This is a genomic window from Polynucleobacter meluiroseus, from assembly GCF_900205755.1.
Classification (GTDB): domain Bacteria; phylum Pseudomonadota; class Gammaproteobacteria; order Burkholderiales; family Burkholderiaceae; genus Polynucleobacter; species Polynucleobacter meluiroseus.
Genome location: NZ_OANS01000003.1, coordinates 220,732 through 245,580, shown reverse-complemented (window position 1 = coordinate 245,580; position 24,849 = coordinate 220,732). Strand labels below are relative to the sequence as shown.

Sequence of the window (24,849 nt, the reverse complement as noted above, 5' to 3'; positions counted from 1 at the left end):
TTTTCCCTATGCTTTGATGCAAAAATGGGGTGTTTTGGTGCACGACTTTTGCCTCCATCTAGCAGGATGACAAGAAGATAAGCGAGCGCTTACATACTAAAAAATTGATTATCTCGAGTTCAGTCCGTAGGGAAAATCATTTGCGGGATTTCCGCTTTCCGCCTGAAATTTAGACCAATTAAATTGAATTCCTGGGTCAGTTTTCCGATTTGGCGCGATATCACTATGACCCGCAAATTGAAAATGGGGATTGAGTGTGCGAAGCGCGTTGTTTAAGTGCAACAAAGATTGGTACTGCACTTCTTCAAAGGGATGGTCACTGTCACCCTCCAGCTCGATGCCGATAGAGAAGTCATTGCATTTCTCGCGCCCGAAAAAGGATGAGGCGCCAGCATGCCACGCCTTATTTTGCGTGGATACAAATTGAATGATCTGACCCTTACGCGAAATTAAAAAATGGCTTGATACCCGCTGCCCCCCAATTTCTTTGAAATACGGATGCGCATTGGGATTAAGTTGATTTAGAAAGAAATCGACGATCCAATGCGTGCAATCCTCATTCTGAAAGCCCCCAGCAGGAAGGCTGATGTGATGTAAAACCACTAAATCCGGAACCTCGCTTGTTGGGCGCTGGTCTTGGTTTGGTGAAACACGCCATTGTGCTGAGCCTAGCCAACCTTGCTTGTCTAAGCCATGTAGATGTTCTTCGGAGCAATAAAAACGATTCTCACTGGTAATCGCTGCCGATTGCGGCAAGTGGAGCTGGCAGGCCTGACACTGCACCATAGGTTCAGAGCGAACAATTTGCGCGGACTTTTTTTTGACCTGAGCAGTTGCTGCTTTTTGACTCACCCGTTTTTTTCCCTGCAGCCAATAATAAAAAAGGAAGGCGCCGACGATTAAGAAAAGCCATTTAATCAAAACTTTATGTCCTGTGCAGAATAACTTCCATGACGAAGCGACTTCCTGCATATGCCAAGAGCAAGGCGACATATGCACTGAGAATCCACCGCAAAGCTGTGCGCCCGCGCAAACCTACGCGCCAGCGCGCCACCAAAAGTCCGGCGAACAAAGACCAGGAAACTAAAGCAAAAATAGTTTTGTGATCGAATACGAGCGGCCTATCAAATAAAGCCTGTGAAAAGAAAAGTCCGGAGAAGACTGTCAAAGTTAATAGGGTAAAGCCTGCGTACAACAAATTAAACAAAAGACTTTCCATTGTCATGAGTGGCGGTAACTCTTCTAGCCATTGAGCAGCTCGGCCAGTGGGAACTTGGGATGGGTGACGGTGTAATGCGCTATCTTGCAGACTCATGAGCAAAGCATGCATGGCAGCTAGGCTAAGCAGCCCTACTGAAACAGCCGCCACGACAAAATGCGCTTTGAACCAGGGATCGGAAACCGCTTTAGGAGAAATTAACCCTCCAGAAAATACGCAGGGCAAAACGGCGCATATCATTGCAAAGAGTAAGGTCAACCAACGCAAACTAGAAATAGGCAAAAACCAAGACTGAAACCAATAAAAGGTGAGTCCAACCCATGCAACTAATGAGAGGTCTTGCGCAAAGCCAAATACAAAACCTTGCTCAGTAAACACGGAATCATATAAAACTACCCCATGCACAAGCAAAATTAAAAATACTACCCCCTTAACCAAGGCAGTAAATGACCAAGACTCCTCTTGCGCCTTGGGTTTGAGACTCAAAACCAGCAAAAGCAGCAGATAAAGTGTCGATGGCAGCCATCGATAGCTTGAGTAACCTAAAATATCCATGTGGAAAGTCTAATCGATAAATGCTAGAGAACCTCACCGATCGCCTATCTCGTGTAGTTAAAACGATGCGCGGCCAAGCTCGCCTTACTGAAAGTAATACGGCGGAGATGCTGCGCGAGATCCGTTTAGCCTTGCTGGAGGCCGATGTCGCGCTTCCAGTAGTGAAGTCCTTGCTAGAACAAATTAAATTTAAAGCCCTTGGTGAGGACGTGGTTGGAAGTCTTAGCCCAGGACAAGCTTTGGTTGGTGTTGTGCAACGTGAGCTCGCACAAGTGATGCGGGGTGATGCCGCCCAAAGTGGTGAACTCAATCTTGCAACCCAGCCCCCAGCCGTAATTTTAATGGCTGGCCTACAGGGTGCGGGCAAAACTACGTCGGTCGGTAAACTCGCCAAATTCTTGCAAGAAAAAAAGAAAAAGAAAGTGCTCACGGTTTCTTGTGACGTGTACCGCCCTGCTGCCATTGAGCAACTTGAAATGGTAACCAAACAAGTTGGTGCAGAATTTTTCCCCAGTAACGTTAATCAGAAGCCTAATGAAATCGCTGCAGCCGCTTTAGATTGGGCTCGCAGACATTACTTTGATGTTCTCTTGGTGGATACAGCCGGACGCCTTGGTATCGATACAGCGCTGATGGAAGAAATTCAGGCCTTACACGCCAGTCTTCACCCGATTGAAACTTTGTTCGTGGTTGACGCCATGCTGGGTCAAGATGCGGTCAATACCGCTAAGGCGTTTCATGAGGCACTTCCTCTCACGGGTGTGATTCTGACCAAGCTTGATGGTGATTCTCGCGGCGGTGCAGCTCTCTCGGTTCGTCAGATCACCGGCGTGCCCCTGAAATTTATTGGCGTAGCCGAGAAAATGGATGGCCTTGAAGCCTTTGATGCCGAGCGCATGGCCAGCCGTATTTTAGGTATGGGCGACATTCTGGCCTTAGTCGAACAAACCCACCAAAATGTGGATGTCGCTAAGGCTGAAAAACTGGCAAGCAAGATCTCCAAAGGTGGTTTTGATCTTGGCGACTTCAGAGACCAGTTGTCGCAAATGCAGCAAATGGGTGGCATGGCTAGCCTGATGGATAAATTACCAAGCCATATGGCTCAAGCCGCATCCAAAACGAATCTCAGCGCAGCGGATAAACAGACCAAGCGAATGCAGGGCATCATCGATAGCATGACCCCCCGAGAGCGCAGTAAACCAGAATTACTCAAAGCCAGTCGTAAGCGCCGTATTGCCGCCGGCGCAGGAGTGCAAGTACAAGAGGTCAACCGCCTGTTAGCTCAATTCGATCAAATGCAAACCATGATGAAGCAATTTAAAGGCGGCAAGATGGCGCGCACCATGGCCAGCATGGCCGCAAAAGGTGCGGCCAAAGGACTCGGCGGGCTATTTAAAAAGTAAGGCACAAAGATAAAAGTAAAAACTTTTATGCCATGAGCTCCTTGGCCTTTTGGACTTCAGCAATTACCTTATCTTTAATTTGCGCCAGCGGAATATTTTGTGACTCCGCATCCGTACGGCCTTTGAATTCCACCAGACCGTCAGCCAGCCCCCGATCACCAACGACAACTCTGAAAGGCACGCCAATCAGCTCCCAATCGGCGAACATCGCACCTGGACGCTCGCCGCGATCATCAAGCACGACGTCTATACCGGCGGCCATGAGTTGCTCGTGTAATTGATCTGCAGTAGTTTTGACACCATCCGATTTATCGTAGTTCATCGGACAAATGACAACTTCAAACGGTGCCATCGAAATAGGCCAAACGATGCCCCGCTCATCATTACCCTGCTCAATCGCAGCGCCCAATAATCGAGTCACGCCAATACCGTAACAACCCATCACCATCGGCTGTGATTTTCCCTGCTGGTCTAAATAAGTACAGCCCATTGCTTCTGAGTAGCGAGTACCCAATTGAAAGACGTGGCCAACCTCAATCCCGCGACAAATATCTAAAGACCCTTTGCCATCAGGCGAGGGGTCACCCACCATCGCATTACGCAAATCCATTACCAATGGTTCTGCTAAGTCCCGCACCCAATTCACACCGGTCAAGTGGTGACCAGCTTCATTGGCGCCGCAGACAAAATCTGCCATATTGGCAACTGTATGATCAGCAACCACTGTGACTTCAGCGCTCAGCCCTACGGGGCCCAAATAACCGGCTGGCGCATTGCAGGCACGCACAATTTCTGCCTCAGTGGCAAATCGAGATTCAGCCATGCCCGGTATCTTACTTGCCTTGATTTCATTCAACTCATGATCGCCGCGGATCAACAGCATAAATAACTTGGCAGGTCCTTCCGCTTGATCCACTGCAAACAACAATGACTTCACTGTTTTTTCTAAGGACACATTGAGAAATTGGGCAACGTCAGCGCAACTGGTTTGATTGGGAGTGGCGATTTTTTGCATCGCTTCAGTAGCATCACCGCGCTCGACCAAGACCGATGCCGACTCCGCCGCCTCTAAGTTTGCGGCGTACTCAGAGTTAGGGCAATACACAATGGCATCTTCCCCTGTATCTGCAATCACATGAAACTCTTGACTACCTGAACCACCAATAGCGCCGTTATCCGCAGTGACGGCTCTAAATTTCAAACCCATCCGCTTGAAGATGCGCGTGTAGGCATCAAACATCATCTGGTAAGACTGCTTCATCCCTTCAACGTCACGATCAAATGAGTACGCATCTTTCATGCTGAACTCTCGTCCCCGCATGATGCCAAAGCGTGGACGACGCTCGTCCCGAAACTTCGTCTGAATTTGATAAAAATTCACGGGAAGTTGTTTGTAACTTTTAATTTCATTGCGCGCCAAATCCGTCACCACTTCCTCAGAGGTGGGCTGGATTAAAAAGTCGCGCTCGTGGCGATCTTTAATGCGAAGTAACTCAGGCCCCATTTTTTCCCAGCGGCCTGTTTCTTGCCATAACTCAGCCGGCTGAATCATCGGCATCAATAGTTCGATTGCGCCCGCCCGATTCATTTCTTCGCGAATAATATTTTCTACTTTGCGAATAGACTTTAAACCGAGCGGTAAATAGTTATAAATACCCGCGCTAAGTTTGCGAATTAAACCGGCTCGTACCATGAGTTTGTGCGAGACGACCTCAGCATCAGCGGGGGCTTCTTTAAGCGTGGCGAGAAATGATTGTGAAGCTTTCATGTATGGATATAATCAAATCATTGATTTTAAAGGATTTGAGGCTTGATCATGCTTGACCGTGAAGGGTATAGATCTAATGTCGGCATTATCCTCATGAATAGCCAAAACGAGGTTTTCTGGGGAAAGCGCGTCGGGCAGCATTCTTGGCAGTTTCCACAGGGTGGAATTCAGCAGGGTGAAAGTCCTGAGTTGGCCATGTTCCGCGAATTACACGAAGAAGTGGGCTTACACCCAGAGCACGTCCAAATCATCGGACGCACTAGGGATTGGTTGCGCTACGACGTCCCAGAAGAGTTCTTGCGTCGTCATCACGCTACCAGAGTGCACCGCCCCAGTTACCGTGGCCAAAAACAAATCTGGTTTCTTCTGCGTCTCGTTGGTTTGGACCATGATATTTCCTTGGATAGCTCTGAACACCCTGAATTTGACGACTGGCGTTGGATTCCATATTGGGTACCATTGGATGAAGTGATTGAGTTTAAGCAAGCGGTCTATCAACTTGCCCTCACGGAATTGGCGCGGTATTTATGTACCGATCTCCGCATGCAAACTCCAGCGTGGGGTACGCCTCTCGACCTGATGACGGCTGACACTCACAATAACAAATCACCCACAACTAAAGCTTAGCTAAGATAACTCGATGACCCTGATATTCAAGCGTATTGCCATCTATATTTTTGTCTTGAGTGCATGTAGCGTCTTATTGGCCTGTGCAGGTGATCAGATGCAGAGCGGGTTAGACCCATTTGCCCCATCCGTCTTTAAGGAAGGTGCAACTACTATGCCTTTAAACCCACCAAATAAAGCCACAACAGTGCCCTTCTATGTGTCTCAGCAAACGGTTTTTAAGTTTGCTATCGACACAAGCTCGATTCTGATAGGGGCAGATGGTGTAACACGGTACATCGTGATTTTGACCAGCCCGAATGGCAATGATCAGGTTCAGTATGAGGGAATCCGCTGCGATTCATTTCAATGGCGCCTTTACGGCACACTTGAAAATGGCATTTGGAAAGAAAATCCGCTGTCTACTTGGCTCGAAATTAAAAACAACACTGCCAATCGCTATCAGGCAGCACTGGCTCAAGGAGCGCTTTGTAACTTTAATTCTCAGGAAAGAAGTATCAAAGCTATTGTGAAATCGTTAAATCCCAATGGATTTACCGGCCAAACTAAACCTACTAATTCATTTGGCGTAATGTAGATTTAAGCAACGCTCAGGTAGGTACCCAGTTTTTCGCCATTTAAGAGGCGTGTCAGCACATTGTCATCGTGGCCAGAGGCAATGATAGTAGCTGCACCTGTTTGTGCGGCTACTTTAGCAGCCAACACTTTGGTGAGCATGCCGCCCTTACTTAACTGGCTAGCAGCACCCCCTGCCATTTTCTCCAAAGAGGCATCACCAGCAACAGCATCAGCTAACAAAGTGGCTGCTGCATCATGGCGGGGATCGGCAGTATAAAGTCCGCCTTGGTCGGTGAGAATAATCAATAAGTCCGCGTGAATTAAATTGGTTACCAAAGCCGCTAGATTGTCATTGTCACCAAATTTAATTTCATCGGTGACCACGGTGTCATTCTCGTTAATGATGGGCACTACACCAAGCTTTAACAAGGTTTCAAGAGTACCCTTTGCGTTGGCATTACGCTCCGCATGAGCCAAGTCTGCATTCGTCAAAAGAATTTGCGCGCTACGCAACTGGAAACGCGCGAAGCTGCTTTCATAAGCCTGGACTAAACCCATTTGACCAACTGCGGCCGCCGCCTGAAGCTGATGAATGTCTTGCGGGCGCTGCGTCCAACCTAGGCGCTGCATCCCTTCAGCAATTGCGCCAGAGCTTACCATCAAGAGCTCGTGTCCAGCATGCAAGAGTCCCGCCATTTGTTCCGCCCAGCGGGCAATGGCGGCGTAATCCAAGCCCTCACCGTTATTGGTGACTAGACTGGAACCCACTTTGACAACAATTCGTTTTGCTTTATCAGAATTCATATTCAATTAATGCATCTGGCAAGATAATTTAGTCGGGATTTTTCTCTTCACCCTGATCCTGATAACGCGGATCAGCGGCGCGTTCTTCAGCGTCATCGCGGTCACGACGCACTGAGTCTAGATAATCTTGTAATACGTAACAAAGTTGATTACAACCCAAACCAGTGAGTGCGGAGATCTCAAAAACGGGACCTTTCCACTTAAATTGCTTAATGAAGTCCGCGACTGCTTTTTTGCGATCCTCTTCAGGGATCATGTCAATCTTATTGAGCACTAACCAACGCGGCTTCTCAACCAAAGCCTCATCATATTTACGCAACTCGTTCACGATCGCCTTAGCATCCGCAACAGGGTCTACGTTTGCATCAAACGGAGCAATGTCAACTAGGTGCAACAACACACCCGTGCGCTGTAAGTGCCTTAAAAAGCGATGCCCTAAGCCGGCACCTTCAGCCGCGCCTTCGATCAACCCCGGAATATCAGCAATTACAAAGCTGCGTTCACTACCAACACGTACCACACCCAAATTGGGATGCAAAGTGGTGAAAGGATAGTCTGCAATTTTTGGACGCGCATTGGAAACAGCGGTGATTAAGGTGGACTTGCCTGCATTTGGCATTCCAAGTAAACCCACATCTGCCAATACTTTAAGCTCAAGCTTGAGTTTGCGACGCTCGCCATCCTTGCCGTTGGTCTTTTGACGTGGCGCGCGATTGGTACTGCTTTTGAAATGAATATTTCCCCAGCCACCAACTCCGCCTTGCGCCAAACAAAGGCGCTCGCCGTGCGTTGTTAAATCCGCAATCGGTTCGCCTGTATCAAAGTCAGCGATGATCGTGCCTACAGGCATCCGCAATTCAATGTCGTCCCCTGCGCGGCCATAACAGTCAGCACCACGGCCAGGCTCGCCATTTTTTGCAGTATGGGTTTTAGCGTAACGATAGTCAATTAAGGTATTGATGTTGCGATCCGCAACCGCATACACGCTGCCGCCGCGACCGCCGTCCCCACCATCGGGACCACCATATTCAATAAATTTTTCACGACGCATGGACGCACTTCCAGCGCCACCTTGGCCGGCTATGACTTCAATACGTGCTTCGTCTATAAATTTCATGAATAAAAAAGGCCCCGCGCTAGCGAGGCCTGTTCCTAAGAGTTAAATTCGGAAAAAATCTGAATCAAACGGGTCTCAGTCAGGCGCCTTACGAACGAGGCAAAACTGAAACCTGGGCCTTCTTCAAAGCACCCTTGACGCCAAATTCCACTTGTCCGTCAATCAGAGCGAACAAAGTGTGGTCCTTACCAATACCAACGTTAGCACCTGGGTGAACCCGTGTGCCACGTTGACGAATAATGATGCTGCCAGCGTTGATCTGCTCGCCGCCATATACCTTAACGCCTAAGCGTTTCGATTCTGAGTCGCGGCCATTTCGTGTTGAGCCGCCGCCTTTTTTCTGTGCCATATCTTTCTCCTGCTATTAGCCTTAAGCCTGAATTAAGCTTTAATCGTGTTAATCAGAATTTCAGTGAAATTCTGACGATGGCCTTGGTGCTTTTGATAATGCTTGCGACGGCGCATCTTAAAGATTGTCACTTTATCGTGACGTCCCTGGGAGATGACAGTGGCCATCACAGCGGCACCATTAACCAAAGGTTCACCCAAAACGAGTGACGCGCCTTCGCCTACGGCGAGGACTTGGTCAAGTGTGATTTCGCTGCCGATTTCCGCTGGTATCTGTTCTATTTTCAATTTTTCGCCTGCAGCAACTTTATACTGTTTGCCACCGGTTTTTATGACCGCGTACATGGTGTGAAACCTCAATTTAAGTCTACATTTAAGCTTATCCACCGTGGATAGGCCAAGCCCATTATTATATATTGCATGACCGACACTGTCAAAAACTATCAGTTAAGCCAAATTTTGGCCCCAATTTCCTTAGATTTCAAGGCCTTAGACGCGCTTATTCGCCTTCGACTGGCCTCAAAAGTTGCTTTAATTGATCAAATCTCCACTTATATCATCCAAGCTGGCGGAAAACGGGTCAGACCCGCCCTCTTAATGCTGGTAGCAAAAGCGCTTGCTCAGGGTAAAGAAACCCCTCATGCTTTAGAGTTGGCAGCAGTAGTGGAATTTATCCATACGGCAACCCTGCTCCATGACGACGTTGTTGATGAATCCAGCTTGAGACGCGGCCGAGAAACTGCAAATGCTGCTTTTGGTAATGCCGCCAGCGTATTGGTTGGGGATTTTCTATATTCACGTGCATTCCAGATGATGACCGCGCCCCAAGATTTACGGGTGATGCAAATCCTCTCAGACGCTACCAATACCATCGCCGAAGGCGAGGTACTGCAACTGCTCAATTTAAATGACCCCGAAGTGGATGAGGCCAGCTACCTACAAGTGATTCGCTACAAAACCGCGAAGTTATTTGAGGCCTCTACTGAGTTAGGCGCCATCATGGCAGAGGCGACAGATACCCAAAGGGCAAAGGCAGCTGCTTTTGGCCGGCATATTGGCACTGCTTTTCAGTTGATGGATGATTTACTGGATTACACCGCTGACGCGGCTCAAATGGGTAAGAATGCCGGGGATGACTTGCGCGAAGGTAAGCCCACCTTGCCACTCATTTATCTTTTAGAGCATGGCAGCCCTGAAGAACGACTGATCGTCAGAATGGCAATTGAACAAAGTCAGGATTTGCCAGAGGATATGTTTGCGCAAATCCTCAGTGCGGTGCACACCTCAGGCGCACTTGAATACACTCAGACCGCAGCGCAAAAGGAAGTAGCTTTGGCTTTGGAATGCATTCAGGATTTTCCGCAAAATAGTGCTACCTCTGCGCTCCACGCTTTATGCGAATACTCTCTTGCTAGGCAGACCTAAACATTGCTAAAGTGGTGCAAGCGGAATGTAGCGCAGCCCGGTAGCGTACCTCGTTCGGGACGAGGGGGTCGGAGGTTCGAATTCTCTCATTCCGACCAAGTCTTACCGATCAAAACGAGTTAAGCTACAAAATTCATTTTTAGGAGATTATTTCATGGCACAGTGGGTACGATTTGAGCATCAAGGTAAATCTGGTTTTGGGCAGGTTCATGACGAGCAAGTAGCAGTTTATTCTGGCGAGTTGTTCGCCAGTCCACAGCCGACCGGTGAAACCATCAACTTGGCAGAGATCACTTTAGATACACCCTGCACCCCCTCAAAGATGATTGCCATGGTAGATAACTTTCATGCCTTGGTAACGAAACTCGAACATGCCGTTCCCGCGGAACCCCTGTACTTCTTAAAAGGAAATAATTCCTTCTTGGCCGCCAATCAAGTTATTCGCACACCCAAGTCTTATGCCGGAAAGATTGTCTACGAAGGTGAATTGGGTATCGTGATTGGTAAGCGTTGTCATGAAGCAAGCGAAGCAGAAGCGGCTGAAGCGATTTTTGGCTACACCTGCATTAATGATGTCACCGCAATTGAAATTCTTAATCGTGATCCTGGGTATCCGCAATGGACTCGCTCAAAGAGCTTTGATACCTTTGGTGTGTTCGGCCCGTATATTGCGACTGATATTGACCCAAGCAAACTCGTAATTAAAACTATCTTGAATGATCAAGAGCGGCAGAACTATCCTGTAGCAGACATGATTTTTCCGCCAGCCAAGTTAGTCAGCCTCATCTCGCAAGACGTGCCACTTGAAGCAGGCGACATTATTGCTTGCGGCACTTCCGTTGGCGTAGGGTCCATGAAACCAGGTAGTCAGGTCAGCATTGTTATCGAAGGCGTGGGACGCCTTGATAACCGCTTTGAATAAAACTTAAAGACTATTAGTAACCCGACACCGATGGCAAGGACAAGCTGCTCTTTGCAGCTTGTACATTTTCATCTAAGTACTTTGTCAGAGCGAAGACTGTATTTAAACAAGGTGTCGGAGTTTGGGTAATTTTTCCCAGCTCAATCACGGATCCCAATAAGGCATCAATCTCTAAACTTCGGCCCGCCTCTAAGTCTTGAAGCATGGATGTCTTATGCTTGCCCACTTTTTCTGCGCCAGCGATACGACGCTCGATATCCACTCGAAATGTCACTCCCAATTTCTCAGCGACCGTTTGCGCTTCAGCCATCATGCTGCGTGCCAATTCTTTAGTCAGCGGATATTGGCAAATACCTTCCAGAGTGCCATGCGTAAGAGAGCTAATCGGATTAAAGGTCATGTTGCCCCAAAGCTTTAACCAAATTTCCGAGCGAATATCTTCTAGGACGGGGGATTTAAACCCAGCCGTGTTCATCATTTCAGAAACCTTCTGAATTCTTTCACTTGTGCTGCCATCTAATTCGCCTAATGGAAAGCGATTGCCTTCCACATGGCGAATGATGCCAGGGGCCTGAGTGTAGGTTGCGGGATAAACAACGCATCCAATAATGTTGTCTGGATTAATGGCCTTCTTAGCAAGTCCGCCAGCATCAACTGTTTCCACTACATGATCTTGATATTGACCAGCGAGTTTTTGGAAATACCACCATGGAATCCCGTTTTGCATCGGAATCAGAATTGTTTCAGGGCCCATGATGGCCGCCAACTCATCAATAATCGGCTCGACTTGATGGGCTTTAACGGCCAAAATCACGACGTCTGGGGTCTCTGCTTCCGCAATACTTCCAACCGCCTTGACCTGAGCTACTAAAGGCTCGGGTTGATCGCTCATGATCAGCGCAAGTCCACGCTCTTTCACGGCAGCGAGCGTTGCACCACGCGCCACAATGGTGACTTCATTGCCGGCGCGTGCCAACATCACCGCTAGATAACCCCCGATAGCTCCACCGCCACCAATCACGCAAACTTTCATAGAAATCTCACCTAAAAGAATATTTATTTATATATTACTGTCATATTAGAGGAGATTATTTTGCAGTGCAACAAATTATTTACCGTCCTGCGATCATCCCGTTTAGACCCTCGCTAAAGGCTATCTACGCTAGCAATATAGGGATCGGAGTCGCTTTTATGTTGACTGGTCTGAGATAATTCAGCGGTGAAACCCTCAATAACAGACTCCACCGCAGATTTGGCGTACCAAAAAGCCATTTTGAGTTCTGTATCTCGCACTTTTGCCCTGACGATTCCCTTATTGCCGCCGCAAATCGAAAAGGTCATTGGCAACACTTACTTGCTTTGTCGCACGATTGATACGATCGAAGATGCTACCGAATTAACGCCCTCAGAAAAACAAGATCTCTCGCAGTTATTTTTGGATACTGTTCTAGCAAAGCGCCCTGATCAAGCATTTGTAGAAACTTGTTTGCAGTCTTTAAAGCACCACACCAATCAAGATGAGCTTGATCTTATTGCGCACACTCCAACAGTTCTGAGGATTTTGTATAGCTGCTCTCTCGAAGAGCAAGCTGCCGTATACCGCTGCATCACCATCATGTCGACCGGTATGTCTTATTTTCATGGCAAGCAAGGTCGAGAGGGGCTAGAAGATTTACGGGAGTTTGAAAAATACTGCTATGTCGTGGCAGGCGTTGTTGGCGAGTTATTGACAGCGATTTTTAGCGCTTATTCACCAGCATTTAAACAGCGTATTCAGGGCCATGAACAGCTTGCCATCTCCTTTGGTCAGGCATTACAAATGACTAATATTCTCAAGGATGCCGAAGAAGACAAAGCTAGAGGCGTCTCTTGGAAACCAGCCCAACTCTCCCAAAAAGAATTGCTCCAAATTGCCTATCAAAAACTCCAAGATGCCTTAGCCTATATCTTGCTAATTCCCAAAGAAGAAATAGGGATTCGGCGATTTTGTTTCTTGGCCTTTGGTCTATCAACCTTGAACTTAAATAAGTTGGCTCACAACCTGTCTTCCCCTGATAACTCAGAAGTAAAGCTCACCAGAAAAACAGTTGAGGCTTTTTACCTTTGGACAAAGCTTAGCGCTGGCAGCAACTTGCTCGTCTCATCCTTTTTTTATGCCTTCTCTTCAAACTTAAGAAGACTCTAAAAAACGACCTTATTGAAGTGCTCCTTCATGTTGCAAGAGCCATAGTTTAATTTGGCGAAAAAGCCCTGGCGCGTCTTCTTGCATAAAACCACCTATTCCTTGGGATGAAACTACACGATGGCAAGGTGTTATCAGGGGATATGGATTTGCGCCGCAAGCCGTGCCGACCGCCTGAGCCCCACTCCGAATGTATTTGGCAAGCTCCCCATAGGTTTGAGTAGACCCTACTGGAATCGCCTCAATGGCTCTCCACACTTTTTGCTGGTGGAGTGTGCCTACTGGCTTTAAGGGCAGGTCAAATATGTGAGAGGAATCGGTGAAATACTTATTGCATTGCCTGGCAATTTCTTGAGCTAGTGCGTTTTGCGGGCTAATGGGTGGAATTGAGGTTGGCAAGTAATCGATTTTTGCCAACATGAGACTGCCATCTACTACTTCTGTTGTTATTCCGAGTGAAAAAATTGCTGCGGTTATCACGCAATAATGATCTTTTATCGATGTTTTCGAGGGGTACAAATAGGTCATACGGATGATTCTTACATAATTTGAGGAAGGAATTGGCGGCTAATTTTCCCCAGACTATGGCTTGTGAAATCGCACTTTGCTATATTGATTCTTCTTTATTCTTCCTAGGCGCACTCAATGGACAACTTTTTTGACAATTGGCCCTTTTATGGTCAAGTTGCTCTCGTCCTATTTTTACTTGCAGTGGCTGGCTTTTTTTCGATGGCTGAAACGAGCATGGTGTCCTCCAATCGCCACCGCTTACGCGCAATGGCCAAGCACGGTAATGCTGGTGCAGCGTTAGCAGAAAGACTCTTGAAGCGGCTAGATTCCCTTCTTTCAGTTTTACTGATTTCCAACAGCTTAATCAATACCGTACTTTCCATCTTAGTAACTGGTATCGCCTTACATATTTTCGGGGATAGCGGACTGGTTCTCACGATTGCAACGTTGGTAGCTGCACTATTAATTATTATTTTTAGTGAAATTACCCCGAAAGTGATTGGCGCCGCATTTCCCGAGAGAATTGCCTCCACTGTCGGCTGGTTCATTCTCCCGCTCATCTTGGTTCTTAAACCTTTGTTGTGGCTAATCAATAGCTTTGTTTCTGGCTTGATGGCAATTTCAGGGTTGCGCGCCTCGCAAGAACATCAGGCCATGAGTAAAGAAGAGTTAAGAAGTTTAGTGTTGGAGTCCAACCGCTTCTTCTCCAACCAACATCGTGATATTTTGCTCAATCTTTTCAATTTAGAAAATATCCTGGTGGACGACGTTATGACACCTCGTTCAAAAATAGAAATTTTGGATCTTTCCAGACCCATTGAAGAGGTCATCGAACAGCTTGAAACCTGTTATCACAATAAGTTGCCGGTCTGTGACGGAGATTCAGAACGTATTGTGGGCATCTTATCGGTTAAGAAAACACTCTCTTTATTAGGTGATTCTGAACTGCAACATCAAGACTTTCGCTCTTTGGTAAGTGAACCTTATTTCATCCCGAGTGGAACTCCGATTTCGCAACAGATGCAATTTTTTCAAGACAACCAACAACGCTTGAGTTTGGTTGTAAATGAGTATGGCGAAGTATTGGGTTTAGTAACCTTTGAAGATATTGTTGAAGAGCTGATTGGTGAATTCACCACCTCTCTTTCCAACCTCTCAAATGATCCACGTTGGCTAGCCGACGGCACCTATTTAGCTTCGGGGGGTGCGTCCCTGCGGGACTTAAATCGTCTCCTTAACTTAAACTTGCCATTGGATGGTCCGCGAACATTAAATGGCCTTATCCTTGAAAAGTTAGAAGCTATTCCAGATCACGATGTCAGCATCCGCATTGCTGGAGTGGTAATGGAGATAGTCCAGTTTGATGATCAAGGCGTGAAAACAGTCAAACTTTATCGGCCTCATAGCCCTGATATCGAAGCTTGACTAATTCAAATGATGAATCACTTATTATCCGAACCTGGCATGAAATTGCGGTCCATGCTTTAAATTCTCGGGCTTCGGATATCCACATTGAGGCTCATCCTCAAGAAACCGTTGTGCGCATCCGAGTGGATGGATTATTGCGGCTACAAGGAAAACATCCTCTCGAGTTGCATGAGCGCCTCATCACACGCATTAAGGTATTGTCACGCTTAGATATAGCGGAGAAGCGCCTGCCACAAGATGGCCGCTTAACCATCGGCTATGACTTTAGTAAACCAAGTATTGATTGCCGTGTTTCTGTTTTACCCACTCTTTATGGTGAAAAAGTCGTCGTTCGTATTCTTCCAAGTCAGATAGATGACTTAGCTCTTGATCACATTGGACTTCTTCCAGAGCAATTAGATGTATTTCAAAGAGCCCTCAACCAGCCTAACGGATTGCTGTTGGTGACAGGCCCTACCGGAAGTGGAAAAACGAGAACCTTGTACAGCTGTCTAAGATCACTCAATCACATCAAGCGCAATCTCTGCTCTATTGAAGACCCTATAGAGATACGACTTCCCGGAGTCAATCAAGTAGCCTACCATCCCCGTGCTGGATTAGATTTTTCGATGATTATTCGCGCCCTTCTGCGTCAGGACCCTGACGTCATCATGATTGGCGAAATTAGAGATCGGGCAACAGCCGAACTAGCTATTCAGGCATCTCAAACCGGGCATCTTGTTCTCAGTACGCTTCACACCAGAAATGCTATGGGAGCATTTGCGCGCTTAAAAAGCTTAGGAGTTGATGATGAAGCCTTGGACTCTTGTCTACTCTGCGTAAGCTCTCAACGACTGGTGCGTAAACGCTGTAGCGCCTGCAGTACCCTCTCAAGCAATAGGCATTGTACCCACTGCCAAGGATCAAAATATCAAGGTCGTATAGGCGTTCATGAAGTCCTGACTAGACAGCAATTCTTAAATGCAAACTCGCACTTTGTTGATATGCACTCGGCCGGGATGCGCTACGTAGCCACCGGCTTAATTGATCAAGTTTCGCTTGAGGCTGAGGTTTGTACGTGGCATTCCTAAAGTCATTCTTACCTTCAAGAAGTCTAAGTGCGGTCGAGCAATTGCATTTTTCACAGCAACTACTCTCTCTGATGCGTGCTGGGCTTCCTTTAATGAACGCACTTAATTTGCTTACTCAATCAGCACCCAATTCTTGGCAACCTTGGCTTCTGAGCTTGCTTGACCTGCTAAAAAAAGGATATGGGTTTTCTTATTGCCTGAGCGCCTCACAAAATCAATTTTCCGCAGAAGTAATTAATCTGATCAGGGTTAGCGAACGCACTGGTGATCTAATCTCCGCACTAAGAACGATCTGTCAGCAATTAGAAGCGCAAATTGAGATGAAACGAAAGATTCAACAAGCTTTAGCCTATCCCCTCATTACACTGAGCACCTCCTTCCTGCTAGTGATCGTCATGATGTTGTGGGTCGTGCCCGTGTTCAAAGAAGTCTTTAGCCAATTTCAGGCTGAACTGCCTACGCCGACAAAGATTTTGATTGCCTTCTCAACCATGATTGAACACTGGTTTTTGGAGATGCTTATGATCATGGTAATCAGTTTTGGCCTTTTTATTGTTGTATGGACTAAATCAAACCAGCTCCAAAAAAGGTGTGATCGTTTTAGTCTGCGCATTCCTATTTTGGGCAATTTATTACGAATGGCTACATTGACCCACTGGTGTCGTACCCTTGGTCACTTACTGCATTCAGGTCTAGCGCTTCCAGATGCCTTAAGGGTGACGGCACAGTCTTCAAATCATTGGCTGAGTCATGACTTTAGCGCTGAAATCTTTAAGCAACTTACTCGAGGCTGGCCATTTGGAGAGGCCCTTATTAGAGTGGACCCCGCTCATCAACTCTTCGATATTGAAACCCTACAATTACTATCTATTGGCTCAGAAAGTGGCACCTTGCCTGACATGCTTTGCAAGCGGGCTGATATTTTGGGCTCACAGCTGAGTAATCAACTCAACACCTTAAGCCAAACCCTTGAGCCATTATTAATTCTGCTGGTTGGGATGATTATTGGCAGTATTGTGATTATCTTGTATCTTCCTATCTTTAATTTAGGGCAAATTGTTTAATGGGCTTGCCATACCCTGCACTCCTAGCGGCCATTTTCTTGGTTACCTTATTGGCTTATCTAGCTTACGTAGACTTGCGTACTTTTCGCCTGCCGGATCGAATGACAATACCCCTCATTGGAACTGGTATTAGTTTTAACTACCTCTCGCCTTACCGCCTAACTGACTTGGATGCTGCGCTTTTAGGCGCTAGCCTCGGATACGCTTTTATCTGGCTATTAAATAAGCTCTTTCGTTTACTTAAGCAACAGGATGGCATTGGCATGGGAGACGCCAAGCTGTTAGCGGGCCTAGGGGCGTGGCTTGGCTGGCTTGCACTGCCCAGAATTCTTTTTCTTGCCTCTATTATTGGTTTATTAGGCGGCATTCTTTGGCTCAAACTGAATAAAAAAAATTACAAGCAGGCCTTTCCATTTGGACCTTTTCTCGCTATTGCTGGCATTATTGAGTTGTTATGTTCTCAAATCATTCCCCCCTTCCTGTCGATCAGCCTGATTTCAGTGCATTAAAGGGTAAGTTACTCTTGATAGGTTTGACTGGTGGCATTGGCTCGGGCAAAACTGCCGCAAGCAATTTGCTATCTGAATTGGGTGCAGGCGTCATTGATACGGATCTTATCTCCCACCAAATTACGGCATCGGGTGGCAGCGCCATTCCAGAAATTAAGGAGAATTTTGGGTCCGAGCTGATTGAGGCAGATGGTGCGATGAATAGGGCGAAGATGCGCAATCTAGTCTTTGACAACCCAGAAAGCCGTCAAATTTTAGAGCGAATTGTCCATCCCTTGATTAGGCAAGAGGCCTTGAAGCAGGCCTTGGCTTTAGCGGAAACTAAGGTGCCTTACCTTATAGTGGTTGTGCCTTTGCTCATGGAATCAGATGTATGGCGAAAGCACTTTGACCTGATTGTGGTGGTTGATTGCCCTGTTGAGGTCCAGATACAAAGGGTTATGCAGCGAAACAAGCTCAGTAAAGCAGAGGTTGAAAGTATTTTGCGGGCACAAACTAGTCGAGAAGTGCGCCTAGAGGCAGCGGATGTCATCATTAATAATCAGGGCTCTGTGGCGGATCTAGAGCCACAAATCCTACAGTTACACCAAAAATTACTGAAGATTCATGAAGACCTGATCGGTTCGTCATAGAATATGGTCTTGTGATTGTTTACGAATATCCCTTCAATGAATTAGTTCGAAGCATGCTTCGGCTGGAGTATTTATTCGCCCGCTTTAATCACTTTCTACGCTCGGACGACCCTGAACTCCACCACAATGCCATTGCGGTATTGTTTGATTTGGGCGACATTGGTTCGCGAGGCGACATTAAATCGTTGCTACTCAAAGAGTTTGAGAGGCAAAAATACACTTTAAATGGCTTAAAGTCTTCACAGAAGGTGGATCAGGAGGCGCTTGCGCTCACACTGTCGCAAATTGACGCGGCGGCGGCTAGCATCAACCAATCCGTTGGCAAGCCGAATGCCATCATTACTGAGAGTGACTGGCTCAATGCCATTCGAACCCGTTTAAATATTCCTGGGGGCACAAGCCCGATTGATTTGCCAAGCTATCATGCCTGGAAAAATAGTCCTTCTACCCAGCGTAGGGAACTGCTGGAAAATTACGTTGCACCCCTCTTGCCATGGCACCAGGCATGTCAAATCTTTTTGCGTTTACTTCGTCAATCCGGAGAACCCAGAGACGTTTTGGCACATCAAGGCGCATTTCAGCAGGCACCGTCCGGCAAAACATATCAACTCATGCGTATTGAGTTAGAAGACGATACTATTTACGCCGAAATCAGCGCAAATAAATATCTCCTATCGATTCGTCTAATGAAAGCCGATCGTGACAAAAAACCTCAAGTCATTACAGAGAATATGCCCTTCAGGCTTACTCTTTGTCAGCTTTAACTAAGAAAAGCTTTAAGTTCATCTAGCATTGGCCAGGCTGCGGGCAATAAGGGCGTTACTGTAGGGCCATCATCTGAAAGCACTTGCCAAGAAAGTTGTTGGCCCTCGCACCCCATTGGAGTGCCATGCCAAGAGCGCACAATACTGACATGAAGTCTTACATAAGCGTGAGGATAATCATGTTCCAACACGGTAAGCTCTTCACTTGAATCAATCGTGATGCCGAGCTCTTCTTGCAGCTCACGTTTTAATGCGGCAAATACGCTTTCACCAGATTCGATTTTGCCTCCGGGAACTTCCCAGTAACCTGCATAGGGCTTCCCTTCTGGACGTTGCCCCAGAAGATACCGATTCTGTGCATCGAGCAGAATTCCGGCGGCGACCTCAACTACTGGTCGTTTTGATTCACTCATCTGCAATGTACCAAGTTAAGAATTGGTGCCAGCCCAGTGCTTTGCAAACTGCCATGCTACTCGGCCCGAACGTGAGCCGCGCTCTAAGGCCCAGACTAAAGCCTCCGCTCGAGCGGCTTCGATTTGTGAATCACTTAAGCCAAAATGGCGTAACCAATGCGCAACGATATGCAAGTATTCATCTTGCTTTGGTGGGTAAAAAGAGAGCCACAATCCAAAGCGCTCAGAAAGCGAAATCTTCTCTTCAACCACTTCTCCTGGATGAATTTCACCATCGTCACTATGGACATACCCCTCGTTGTCTTTCATATACTCGGGTAGTAAGTGGCGGCGATTTGAAGTGGCATAAATTAAAATATTATCAACCTGTGCCGATACCGATCCATCGAGAGCGGATTTCATAGCCTTGTAGCCTGATTCGCCATCCTCAAAAGAAAGGTCATCACAAAAGATGATGAAATGTTCGGGACGATCAGCCAAGAGCTCGGTTATATCCGCTAAATCCGCTAAATGCTCCTTCTCCACTTCAACCAAACGCAAGCCCTGACTGGCAAACTCATGCAAGCTAGCTTTAATTAATGAGGACTTTCCAGTGCCGCGAGCGCCAGTGAGCAAAATATTATTTGCCGGCTTGCTCTGTATGAACTGGCGCGTATTGTCCCGAATCGCATCACGCTGACGATCAATATTTTGCAAGTCATCGAAGGTAATATCAGAGACATGCTTTACAGGTTGTAAAAAACCGATGCTCCCAAAAATACTATCGCGGCGACGCCATCTAAACGCAGTCGTAGATTGCCATTGTTCTTCCGTGAGCACCTTCGGTAAAAAGGTCTCAAGGTGGCTAAGGAGTTGCTCTAGTTTTTCATTCATATATTCTTTTTCTACGAGCGGTAATCGGCATTAATTGAAACGTAGTCATGGGATAGATCGCAGGTCCACATTGTTTGTTGAGCGCTACCCCTTCCCAAATCAATCTTGACAGTAATTTCTGCTGCCTGCATGACACGCTGCCCATCAGCCTCTTGATAGTCAGGATTGCGACCTCCATCCTTGGCGACCCAAACATCTCCGAGCCACATCTGCACATGATTCACATCTAAGTCAGTAATTCCGGCATAACCGATGGCCGCTAAAATGCGTCCTAAATTGGGATCACTCGCAAAGAACGCTGTTTTTACCAACGGAGAATGAGCCACCGCCTCAGCAACCAAACGGCACTCAGATTCAGTCTTGCCGCCCACCACTTCTATGGTGATAAATTTAGTTGCTCCCTCGCCATCGCGAACAATCATTTGAGCAAGCTTTCTTGCGAGGGCCGTTAAAGCATCGCGCACTAACTGATAGCTTGGATCGTCCATCGATTGAATCCGCACGGGGGACTGCCCTGTAGCCATAATGATGAATGAATCATTGGTGGAGGTATCGCCATCAATGGTGATTGCATTAAATGATTGATCAGCTACTGTTTGCGTTAATCCACTTAATAGTCCAGGTGCAAAGCCTGCGTCCGTAGCAATGAATCCCAACATGGTTGCCATATTTGGATGAATCATGCCGGCACCTTTACAAATACCCGTGAGTGTCACTGCACCTAAAGGGGTTTGCACCGTCATCGATGCGGCCTTAGCTTGAGTATCGGTAGTCATGATAGCTTCAGCTGCATCAAGCCAATGATCCTCACCGAGATCCGCAACAGCTGCAGGCAATGCAGCAATGATTTTTTCAATCGGCAATGGCTCTAAGATAACGCCAGTAGAAAACGGCAGAATTTGCTCTGGGTTGAGATTGAGATCCCGCGCCAGTGCAACACAGGTCTCTAAGGCATGCTGCATCCCTTGCTCACCAGTACCTGCGTTTGCATTTCCAGTATTGACTACCAATGCCCGAATTTCACCTTGAGCCCCGTCTAAAGCTAAATGCTCACGGCACACTTGAACTGGCGCTGCGCAGAAGCGATTCAAGGTGAAGACACCCGCTACCTGCGACCCGGGAGTCAAGGTCATTACCAATAGATCTTTTCGGTTGGCTTTTTTAATGCCGGCTTGTGCAATACCCATCTGAAAGCCCTTAATGGGCTTGAGCTGGTCTTTTTGAGGGAGTGGGAGGTTAACTGTCATGATTTGACAATTGTAGATGAGACTTAATCAGCAAACATGTCAATTTAAAACACGCTTGCTGAGTTAACAGGGCAACAAAACTAAGCTAAAGCACCGTGACAGTTCTTGTACTTCTTGCCACTTCCACAGTTACAAGGATCGTTACGTCCAATTTTTGGGCCCGAGCGGGTCGGCGCTGCCGCTATCTCTATTGCTGCACCCCGATCACCAGTTGAACCGGCGACCTCTAAATCGGGGTCGGCATGTTGATACTGAACATCCGACAGCTTGGCAATATCTTCATTGAGCACTTCTGCAGCCTGATCCAATTCACTAGCATTCTGAATTTGTACAGTCATGATATTTTTGACGACGTCATTCTTAATGACATTCAACAATTCACCATACAGTTCGAATGCTTCACGTCGATATTCTTGCTTAGGATCTTTTTGCGCATAGCCCCGCAAATGAATGCCTTGACGTAAATGATCCAAGGCTGCCAAATGCTCACGCCAATGACTATCTAAGCTGTACAGCAAAACAGAGCGCTCAAAACTAGCAAACGATGGTCTACCAGAAAGCTCCACTTTTGCATCATAAGATTCCTTTGCAGCCTCTAAGACGCGCTCAACAATCTGGTCAGCATCCATGGAGTCGGCGGCCTCAACCCAAGCCTTCAAATCAACATTAAGGCCCCAATCGTCAGACAGTAGACGCTCAAGACCAACTAAATCCCATTGCTCTTCCATTGACTCGGGTGGGACATCATTTGCGCAAACTGAGCGCAGGACATCCTCACGCAAGTTGGCAATAAGATCTGCTATGTCACTACTTTCAAGAACTTCATTACGTAAGCGATAGGTTTCTTTGCGTTGATCGTTCGCAACGTCATCGTATTCAAGTAATTGCTTGCGAATATCAAAGTTACGACCTTCGACCTTGCGTTGTGCTGACTCAATGGAACGGGACACCATACCCGCTTCAATTGGTTCGCCATCCGGCATCTTTAGACGCTCCATCACAGCCCTTAGACGATCACCAGCGAAGATGCGTAGCAGGGAGTCATCCAATGACAGATAGAAGCGCGATGACCCAGGATCGCCTTGGCGACCAGAACGTCCACGCAGTTGATTGTCAATACGGCGACTTTCATGTCGCTCGGTACCAATAATATGGAGGCCACCAGCCGCAAGGACCTGATCATGCAGGCTTTGCCACTCTTCTTCTAGAGCCTTAATTTTTGCCGCTTTTTCAGCCCCTGGAATATCTGCATCAGCCTCAATAAGCGAAGCCTGTTTGCCAACGTTACCGCCCAACACAATATCCGTTCCACGACCGGCCATGTTGGTGGCAATCGTAATCATTTTTGGTCTACCGGCCTGAGCAATGATCTCCGCTTCCCGTGCATGCTGTTTCGCATTGAGGACCTGATGCGGCAAAGACCGCTGATCTAACAAACCGGCAATCAACTCAGAATTTTCAATGGAGGTAGTGCCTACCAGCACTGGCTGGCCGAGCTTATAACAATCCTCAATATCTTTAATGACGGCATCATAGCGTTCACGGGATGATTTGTAGATTTGATCTTGACGATCTTTTCTTTGGCTAATCCGGTTAGGCGGAATGACGACTGTCTCTAAGTTGTAAATTTCCTTAAATTCGTAAGCCTCTGTATCCGCTGTACCAGTCATACCAGCCAACTTACCGTACATACGGAAGTAGTTTTGGAAAGTGATTGTCGCTAAGGTCTGATTTTCATTTTGTATCTGTACGCCCTCTTTGGCCTCAACGGCTTGGTGGAGACCATCAGACCAACGGCGACCCTGCATTAAGCGGCCAGTAAACTCATCGACAATGATGACTTCATTATTTTGCACAACGTATTGCTGGTCACGATGATAGAGAGTGTGTGCGCGCAAAGCCGCAAACACGTGATGCATCAACGTAATATTTTGTGGCGCATACAAAGAGGCGTCGTCGGTTAAGGCTCCGAGCTGTACTAAAACCGTTTCAGCCTTATCGTGACCTTGCTCGGTTAGATAGACTTGTTGAGCCTTTTCATCGACCCAATAGTCACCAGGCTTTTCAACGCCGGTTCCATCAGACTTTTCTTCACCGATTTGAAGCTCTAAATACGAGGGCAAAGCATTGATTTTGACGTATAGATCAGTATGGTCTTCGGCCTGCCCTGAAATAATTAACGGCGTACGTGCCTCATCAATCAAAATAGAGTCGACCTCATCAACGATTGCGTAAGCTAAACCCCGTTGAACCCGCTGACCCAAATCTTGGACCATGTTGTCACGCAGGTAATCGAAACCAAATTCGTTATTTGTGCCGTAGGTGATGTCAGCAGCATAGGCCTCTTGCTTGGTGGTGTGATCCATTTGTGAAAGATTCACGCCTACCGTCATGCCTAAGTAGTTATATAGAGTGGACATCCACTCAGCATCACGCTGAGCTAAGTAATCGTTCACGGTAACGACGTGCACACCCTTACCAGCAAGGGCATTTAAGTAGACTGGGAGCGTTGCCGTTAAAGTTTTACCTTCTCCCGTACCCATTTCTGCAATTTTGCCCTGATGCAATGCAAGACCACCCATAATTTGGGCATCAAAGTGGCGCATCTTCATAATGCGGGTGCTTGCCTCACGAACAACTGCAAAGGCCTCAGGCGCTATTCCATCGAGTGACTCACCCGCCGCTAAACGGGTTTTGAACTCTGTCGTTTTGGCTCTTAGTGCGGCATCATCCAATCCTTGCAGGCTAGACTCAAATGCGCCAACCTTAGCAACGACTTTGCGATACTGTTTTAAGAGGCGGTCGTTTCGACTGCCGACCAGGGTTTTTAGAAGACCGATTACCATGGGATATTGAAGTAAATTAAGACCTTGAGTTTATCACTCGCACCCTCCTTTTTATGAACTTTGCCCCTAAACCCTCTCGCAATAAAGCAGCCCATGAGTGGCTTGATTACCTCAGAGATTCTGAAGGTCTTGGGGGGGTCTTGGCTAAAACGGAGCATCTTGCCAAACTTAAAACCCACCTGAACGGGGCTTTGGCGGAGCTCGATCTTGAACATTTATCCTCGAAAATAGTGGCTGGATGGCGCTCGGGGAGTCAAAACGAGCTTTTTTTATTAGTTAGCAACGCAAGCATTGCTAGTCGTTTGCAGCAGATTTTACCTAGCTTAATCAGTGAGTTAGGAAAAAGAGGGGTTGTTTGCGAGGCCATTAAGGTGCGCATTAAACCCGCTTCTGCTCCTTGGGAAGTTCAGCCTAATAAAGCCCAAGTAAGGTCTGATAGGCCGCGTGGCTTTAATTCTGCCGCTAGGGCCTCTTGGGAAAGCTTGGTAGAAAAATTGCCCCCCGAATCCGACTTACGTAAAGCGGTAGAGCGTCTTTTGCAAAACAAAGTGAAATAAAAATATTT

25 protein-coding genes, 1 tRNA gene and 1 pseudogene are annotated in these 24,849 nt (G+C 47.1%); 14 read left to right on the top strand and 13 right to left on the bottom strand.

What is annotated here, in order from left to right; translation table 11 throughout:
- Window positions 1-108: 108 nt before the first annotated feature.
- Window positions 109-921 (bottom strand): 1,6-anhydro-N-acetylmuramyl-L-alanine amidase AmpD, encoded by an 813-nt coding sequence (gene ampD, locus CP950_RS06670; protein WP_336437098.1) that lies wholly within the window; start codon window positions 919-921, stop codon window positions 109-111.
- A gap of 4 nt (window positions 922-925) precedes the next feature.
- On the bottom strand, window positions 926-1,774 hold the full coding sequence (locus tag CP950_RS06665) for a cytochrome C assembly family protein (RefSeq protein ID WP_096673568.1): 849 nt from the start codon (window positions 1,772-1,774) through the stop codon (window positions 926-928).
- Window positions 1,775-1,794: 20 nt separating this feature from the next.
- Here CP950_RS06665 and ffh point away from each other — a divergent pair, with 20 nt between their 5' ends.
- A complete protein-coding gene (ffh, locus tag CP950_RS06660; protein WP_096673566.1) occupies window positions 1,795-3,177 on the top strand; it encodes a signal recognition particle protein in 1,383 nt (460 codons plus the stop codon).
- A 25-nt stretch (window positions 3,178-3,202) separates the two neighbouring features.
- Here the strand turns inward: ffh and CP950_RS06655 are convergent, their stop codons facing one another.
- On the bottom strand, window positions 3,203-4,945 hold the full coding sequence (locus tag CP950_RS06655; protein ID WP_096673564.1) for a proline--tRNA ligase: 1,743 nt from the start codon (window positions 4,943-4,945) through the stop codon (window positions 3,203-3,205).
- A gap of 48 nt (window positions 4,946-4,993) precedes the next feature.
- Here CP950_RS06655 and CP950_RS06650 point away from each other — a divergent pair, with 48 nt between their 5' ends.
- The gene (locus CP950_RS06650) at window positions 4,994-5,572 is read left to right on the top strand and encodes an RNA pyrophosphohydrolase (RefSeq protein ID WP_096673562.1); all 579 of its coding nucleotides are present in this window, start codon (window positions 4,994-4,996) and stop codon (window positions 5,570-5,572) included.
- 13 nt (window positions 5,573-5,585) lie between these two features.
- Window positions 5,586-6,149 (top strand): CNP1-like family protein, encoded by a 564-nt coding sequence (locus CP950_RS06645; RefSeq protein ID WP_096673560.1) that lies wholly within the window; start codon window positions 5,586-5,588, stop codon window positions 6,147-6,149.
- 14 nt (window positions 6,150-6,163) lie between these two features.
- Here the strand turns inward: CP950_RS06645 and proB are convergent.
- The 4 genes and pseudogenes from proB to rplU form a co-directional block, all read right to left on the bottom strand.
- Window positions 6,164-6,934, bottom strand: a pseudogene (proB, locus tag CP950_RS06640) (glutamate 5-kinase); the annotation flags it as partial.
- Between the two features lie 28 nt (window positions 6,935-6,962).
- Complete coding sequence (obgE, locus tag CP950_RS06635) at window positions 6,963-8,051, bottom strand: GTPase ObgE (RefSeq protein WP_096673556.1); 1,089 nt, start codon at window positions 8,049-8,051, stop codon at window positions 6,963-6,965.
- An 88-nt stretch (window positions 8,052-8,139) separates the two neighbouring features.
- Complete coding sequence (gene rpmA / locus CP950_RS06630; RefSeq protein ID WP_096673554.1) at window positions 8,140-8,400, bottom strand: 50S ribosomal protein L27; 261 nt, start codon at window positions 8,398-8,400, stop codon at window positions 8,140-8,142.
- Window positions 8,401-8,432: 32 nt separating this feature from the next.
- Window positions 8,433-8,744, bottom strand: coding sequence for a 50S ribosomal protein L21 (rplU, locus tag CP950_RS06625; RefSeq protein WP_096673552.1), 312 nt, complete (start codon window positions 8,742-8,744; stop codon window positions 8,433-8,435).
- A gap of 75 nt (window positions 8,745-8,819) precedes the next feature.
- Between rplU and CP950_RS06620 the strand changes: the two genes are divergently transcribed.
- The 3 genes from CP950_RS06620 to CP950_RS06610 all read left to right on the top strand — a co-directional run bounded on the left by CP950_RS06620 (window position 8,820) and on the right by CP950_RS06610 (window position 10,746).
- Complete coding sequence (locus CP950_RS06620) at window positions 8,820-9,824, top strand: polyprenyl synthetase family protein (RefSeq protein ID WP_096673550.1); 1,005 nt, start codon at window positions 8,820-8,822, stop codon at window positions 9,822-9,824.
- A 21-nt stretch (window positions 9,825-9,845) separates the two neighbouring features.
- Window positions 9,846-9,922: transfer RNA gene (locus CP950_RS06615), tRNA-Pro, on the top strand.
- Between the two features lie 56 nt (window positions 9,923-9,978).
- Window positions 9,979-10,746 carry a fumarylacetoacetate hydrolase family protein gene (locus CP950_RS06610; protein ID WP_096673548.1) on the top strand — a complete coding sequence of 256 codons (768 nt, stop codon included), beginning with the start codon at window positions 9,979-9,981 and terminating at the stop codon, window positions 10,744-10,746.
- 13 nt (window positions 10,747-10,759) lie between these two features.
- Here the strand turns inward: CP950_RS06610 and CP950_RS06605 are convergent, their stop codons facing one another.
- Window positions 10,760-11,779 (bottom strand): 2-dehydropantoate 2-reductase, encoded by a 1,020-nt coding sequence (locus CP950_RS06605; RefSeq protein WP_096673546.1) that lies wholly within the window; start codon window positions 11,777-11,779, stop codon window positions 10,760-10,762.
- A 186-nt stretch (window positions 11,780-11,965) separates the two neighbouring features.
- Between CP950_RS06605 and CP950_RS06600 the strand changes: the two genes are divergently transcribed.
- Complete coding sequence (locus CP950_RS06600) at window positions 11,966-12,931, top strand: squalene/phytoene synthase family protein (RefSeq protein WP_207760226.1); 966 nt, start codon at window positions 11,966-11,968, stop codon at window positions 12,929-12,931.
- A gap of 9 nt (window positions 12,932-12,940) precedes the next feature.
- Here CP950_RS06600 and CP950_RS06595 read toward each other — a convergent pair whose 3' ends face one another.
- Window positions 12,941-13,408 carry a methylated-DNA--[protein]-cysteine S-methyltransferase gene (locus CP950_RS06595; RefSeq protein ID WP_243391939.1) on the bottom strand — a complete coding sequence of 156 codons (468 nt, stop codon included), beginning with the start codon at window positions 13,406-13,408 and terminating at the stop codon, window positions 12,941-12,943.
- Between the two features lie 165 nt (window positions 13,409-13,573).
- Between CP950_RS06595 and CP950_RS06590 the strand changes: the two genes are divergently transcribed.
- From CP950_RS06590 to zapD, 6 genes are all read left to right on the top strand, one after another.
- A complete protein-coding gene (locus CP950_RS06590) occupies window positions 13,574-14,863 on the top strand; it encodes an HlyC/CorC family transporter (protein WP_096673542.1) in 1,290 nt (429 codons plus the stop codon).
- Entirely contained in the window at window positions 14,860-15,936 is a 1,077-nt protein-coding gene (locus CP950_RS06585) for a GspE/PulE family protein (protein WP_096673540.1), read from the top strand. Before CP950_RS06590 ends, CP950_RS06585 begins: the two co-directional genes overlap by 4 nt.
- 92 nt (window positions 15,937-16,028) lie before the next feature.
- Window positions 16,029-17,000, top strand: a complete 972-nt coding sequence (locus CP950_RS06580; protein ID WP_243391938.1) for a type II secretion system F family protein — start codon at window positions 16,029-16,031, stop codon at window positions 16,998-17,000.
- Entirely contained in the window at window positions 17,000-17,509 is a 510-nt protein-coding gene (locus tag CP950_RS06575) for a prepilin peptidase (protein ID WP_096673536.1), read from the top strand. Before CP950_RS06580 ends, CP950_RS06575 begins: the two co-directional genes overlap by 1 nt.
- Complete coding sequence (coaE, locus tag CP950_RS06570) at window positions 17,455-18,141, top strand: dephospho-CoA kinase (protein WP_096673534.1); 687 nt, start codon at window positions 17,455-17,457, stop codon at window positions 18,139-18,141. The genes CP950_RS06575 and coaE overlap by 55 nt, the downstream gene beginning before the upstream one ends.
- An 11-nt stretch (window positions 18,142-18,152) precedes the next feature.
- Window positions 18,153-18,905, top strand: coding sequence for a cell division protein ZapD (gene zapD, locus CP950_RS06565; protein WP_096673532.1), 753 nt, complete (start codon window positions 18,153-18,155; stop codon window positions 18,903-18,905).
- Here zapD and CP950_RS06560 read toward each other — a convergent pair.
- From CP950_RS06560 to secA, 4 genes are all read right to left on the bottom strand, one after another.
- Complete coding sequence (locus CP950_RS06560; protein ID WP_096673530.1) at window positions 18,902-19,318, bottom strand: NUDIX domain-containing protein; 417 nt, start codon at window positions 19,316-19,318, stop codon at window positions 18,902-18,904. The two genes, zapD and CP950_RS06560, sit on opposite strands and share 4 nt — an antisense overlap.
- Window positions 19,319-19,333: 15 nt before the next feature.
- Window positions 19,334-20,191, bottom strand: coding sequence for an ATP-binding protein (locus tag CP950_RS06555; RefSeq protein ID WP_096673528.1), 858 nt, complete (start codon window positions 20,189-20,191; stop codon window positions 19,334-19,336).
- Between the two features lie 11 nt (window positions 20,192-20,202).
- Window positions 20,203-21,438: a bifunctional glutamate N-acetyltransferase/amino-acid acetyltransferase ArgJ gene (gene argJ, locus CP950_RS06550; protein WP_096673526.1), complete on the bottom strand. Its 1,236-nt coding sequence runs from the start codon at window positions 21,436-21,438 to the stop codon at window positions 20,203-20,205.
- A gap of 80 nt (window positions 21,439-21,518) precedes the next feature.
- The gene (secA, locus tag CP950_RS06545) at window positions 21,519-24,284 is read right to left on the bottom strand and encodes a preprotein translocase subunit SecA (protein WP_096673524.1); all 2,766 of its coding nucleotides are present in this window, start codon (window positions 24,282-24,284) and stop codon (window positions 21,519-21,521) included.
- 53 nt (window positions 24,285-24,337) lie between these two features.
- Here secA and CP950_RS06540 point away from each other — a divergent pair, with 53 nt between their 5' ends.
- Window positions 24,338-24,841 carry a hypothetical protein gene (locus tag CP950_RS06540; RefSeq protein WP_096673522.1) on the top strand — a complete coding sequence of 168 codons (504 nt, stop codon included), beginning with the start codon at window positions 24,338-24,340 and terminating at the stop codon, window positions 24,839-24,841.
- The last annotated feature ends 8 nt before the right edge of the window (window positions 24,842-24,849 follow it).

Coding starts and splice junctions, on each gene's coding strand:
- coaE (WP_096673534.1), top strand. CDS start 17,455: ATGTTCTCAAATCATTCCCCCCTTCCTGTCGATCAGCCTGATTTCAGT.
- secA (WP_096673524.1), bottom strand. CDS start 24,284: ATGGTAATCGGTCTTCTAAAAACCCTGGTCGGCAGTCGAAACGACCGC.
- CP950_RS06575 (WP_096673536.1), top strand. CDS start 17,000: ATGGGCTTGCCATACCCTGCACTCCTAGCGGCCATTTTCTTGGTTACC.
- CP950_RS06665 (WP_096673568.1), bottom strand. CDS start 1,774: ATGGATATTTTAGGTTACTCAAGCTATCGATGGCTGCCATCGACACTT.
- CP950_RS06620 (WP_096673550.1), top strand. CDS start 8,820: ATGACCGACACTGTCAAAAACTATCAGTTAAGCCAAATTTTGGCCCCA.
- CP950_RS06605 (WP_096673546.1), bottom strand. CDS start 11,779: ATGAAAGTTTGCGTGATTGGTGGCGGTGGAGCTATCGGGGGTTATCTA.
- CP950_RS06580 (WP_243391938.1), top strand. CDS start 16,029: ATGAACGCACTTAATTTGCTTACTCAATCAGCACCCAATTCTTGGCAA.
- CP950_RS06560 (WP_096673530.1), bottom strand. CDS start 19,318: ATGAGTGAATCAAAACGACCAGTAGTTGAGGTCGCCGCCGGAATTCTG.
- CP950_RS06650 (WP_096673562.1), top strand. CDS start 4,994: ATGCTTGACCGTGAAGGGTATAGATCTAATGTCGGCATTATCCTCATG.
- CP950_RS06555 (WP_096673528.1), bottom strand. CDS start 20,191: ATGAATGAAAAACTAGAGCAACTCCTTAGCCACCTTGAGACCTTTTTA.
- rpmA (WP_096673554.1), bottom strand. CDS start 8,400: ATGGCACAGAAAAAAGGCGGCGGCTCAACACGAAATGGCCGCGACTCA.
- rplU (WP_096673552.1), bottom strand. CDS start 8,744: ATGTACGCGGTCATAAAAACCGGTGGCAAACAGTATAAAGTTGCTGCA.
- CP950_RS06540 (WP_096673522.1), top strand. CDS start 24,338: ATGAACTTTGCCCCTAAACCCTCTCGCAATAAAGCAGCCCATGAGTGG.
- CP950_RS06590 (WP_096673542.1), top strand. CDS start 13,574: ATGGACAACTTTTTTGACAATTGGCCCTTTTATGGTCAAGTTGCTCTC.
- CP950_RS06655 (WP_096673564.1), bottom strand. CDS start 4,945: ATGAAAGCTTCACAATCATTTCTCGCCACGCTTAAAGAAGCCCCCGCT.
- CP950_RS06645 (WP_096673560.1), top strand. CDS start 5,586: ATGACCCTGATATTCAAGCGTATTGCCATCTATATTTTTGTCTTGAGT.
- ffh (WP_096673566.1), top strand. CDS start 1,795: ATGCTAGAGAACCTCACCGATCGCCTATCTCGTGTAGTTAAAACGATG.
- argJ (WP_096673526.1), bottom strand. CDS start 21,438: ATGACAGTTAACCTCCCACTCCCTCAAAAAGACCAGCTCAAGCCCATT.
- CP950_RS06610 (WP_096673548.1), top strand. CDS start 9,979: ATGGCACAGTGGGTACGATTTGAGCATCAAGGTAAATCTGGTTTTGGG.
- obgE (WP_096673556.1), bottom strand. CDS start 8,051: ATGAAATTTATAGACGAAGCACGTATTGAAGTCATAGCCGGCCAAGGT.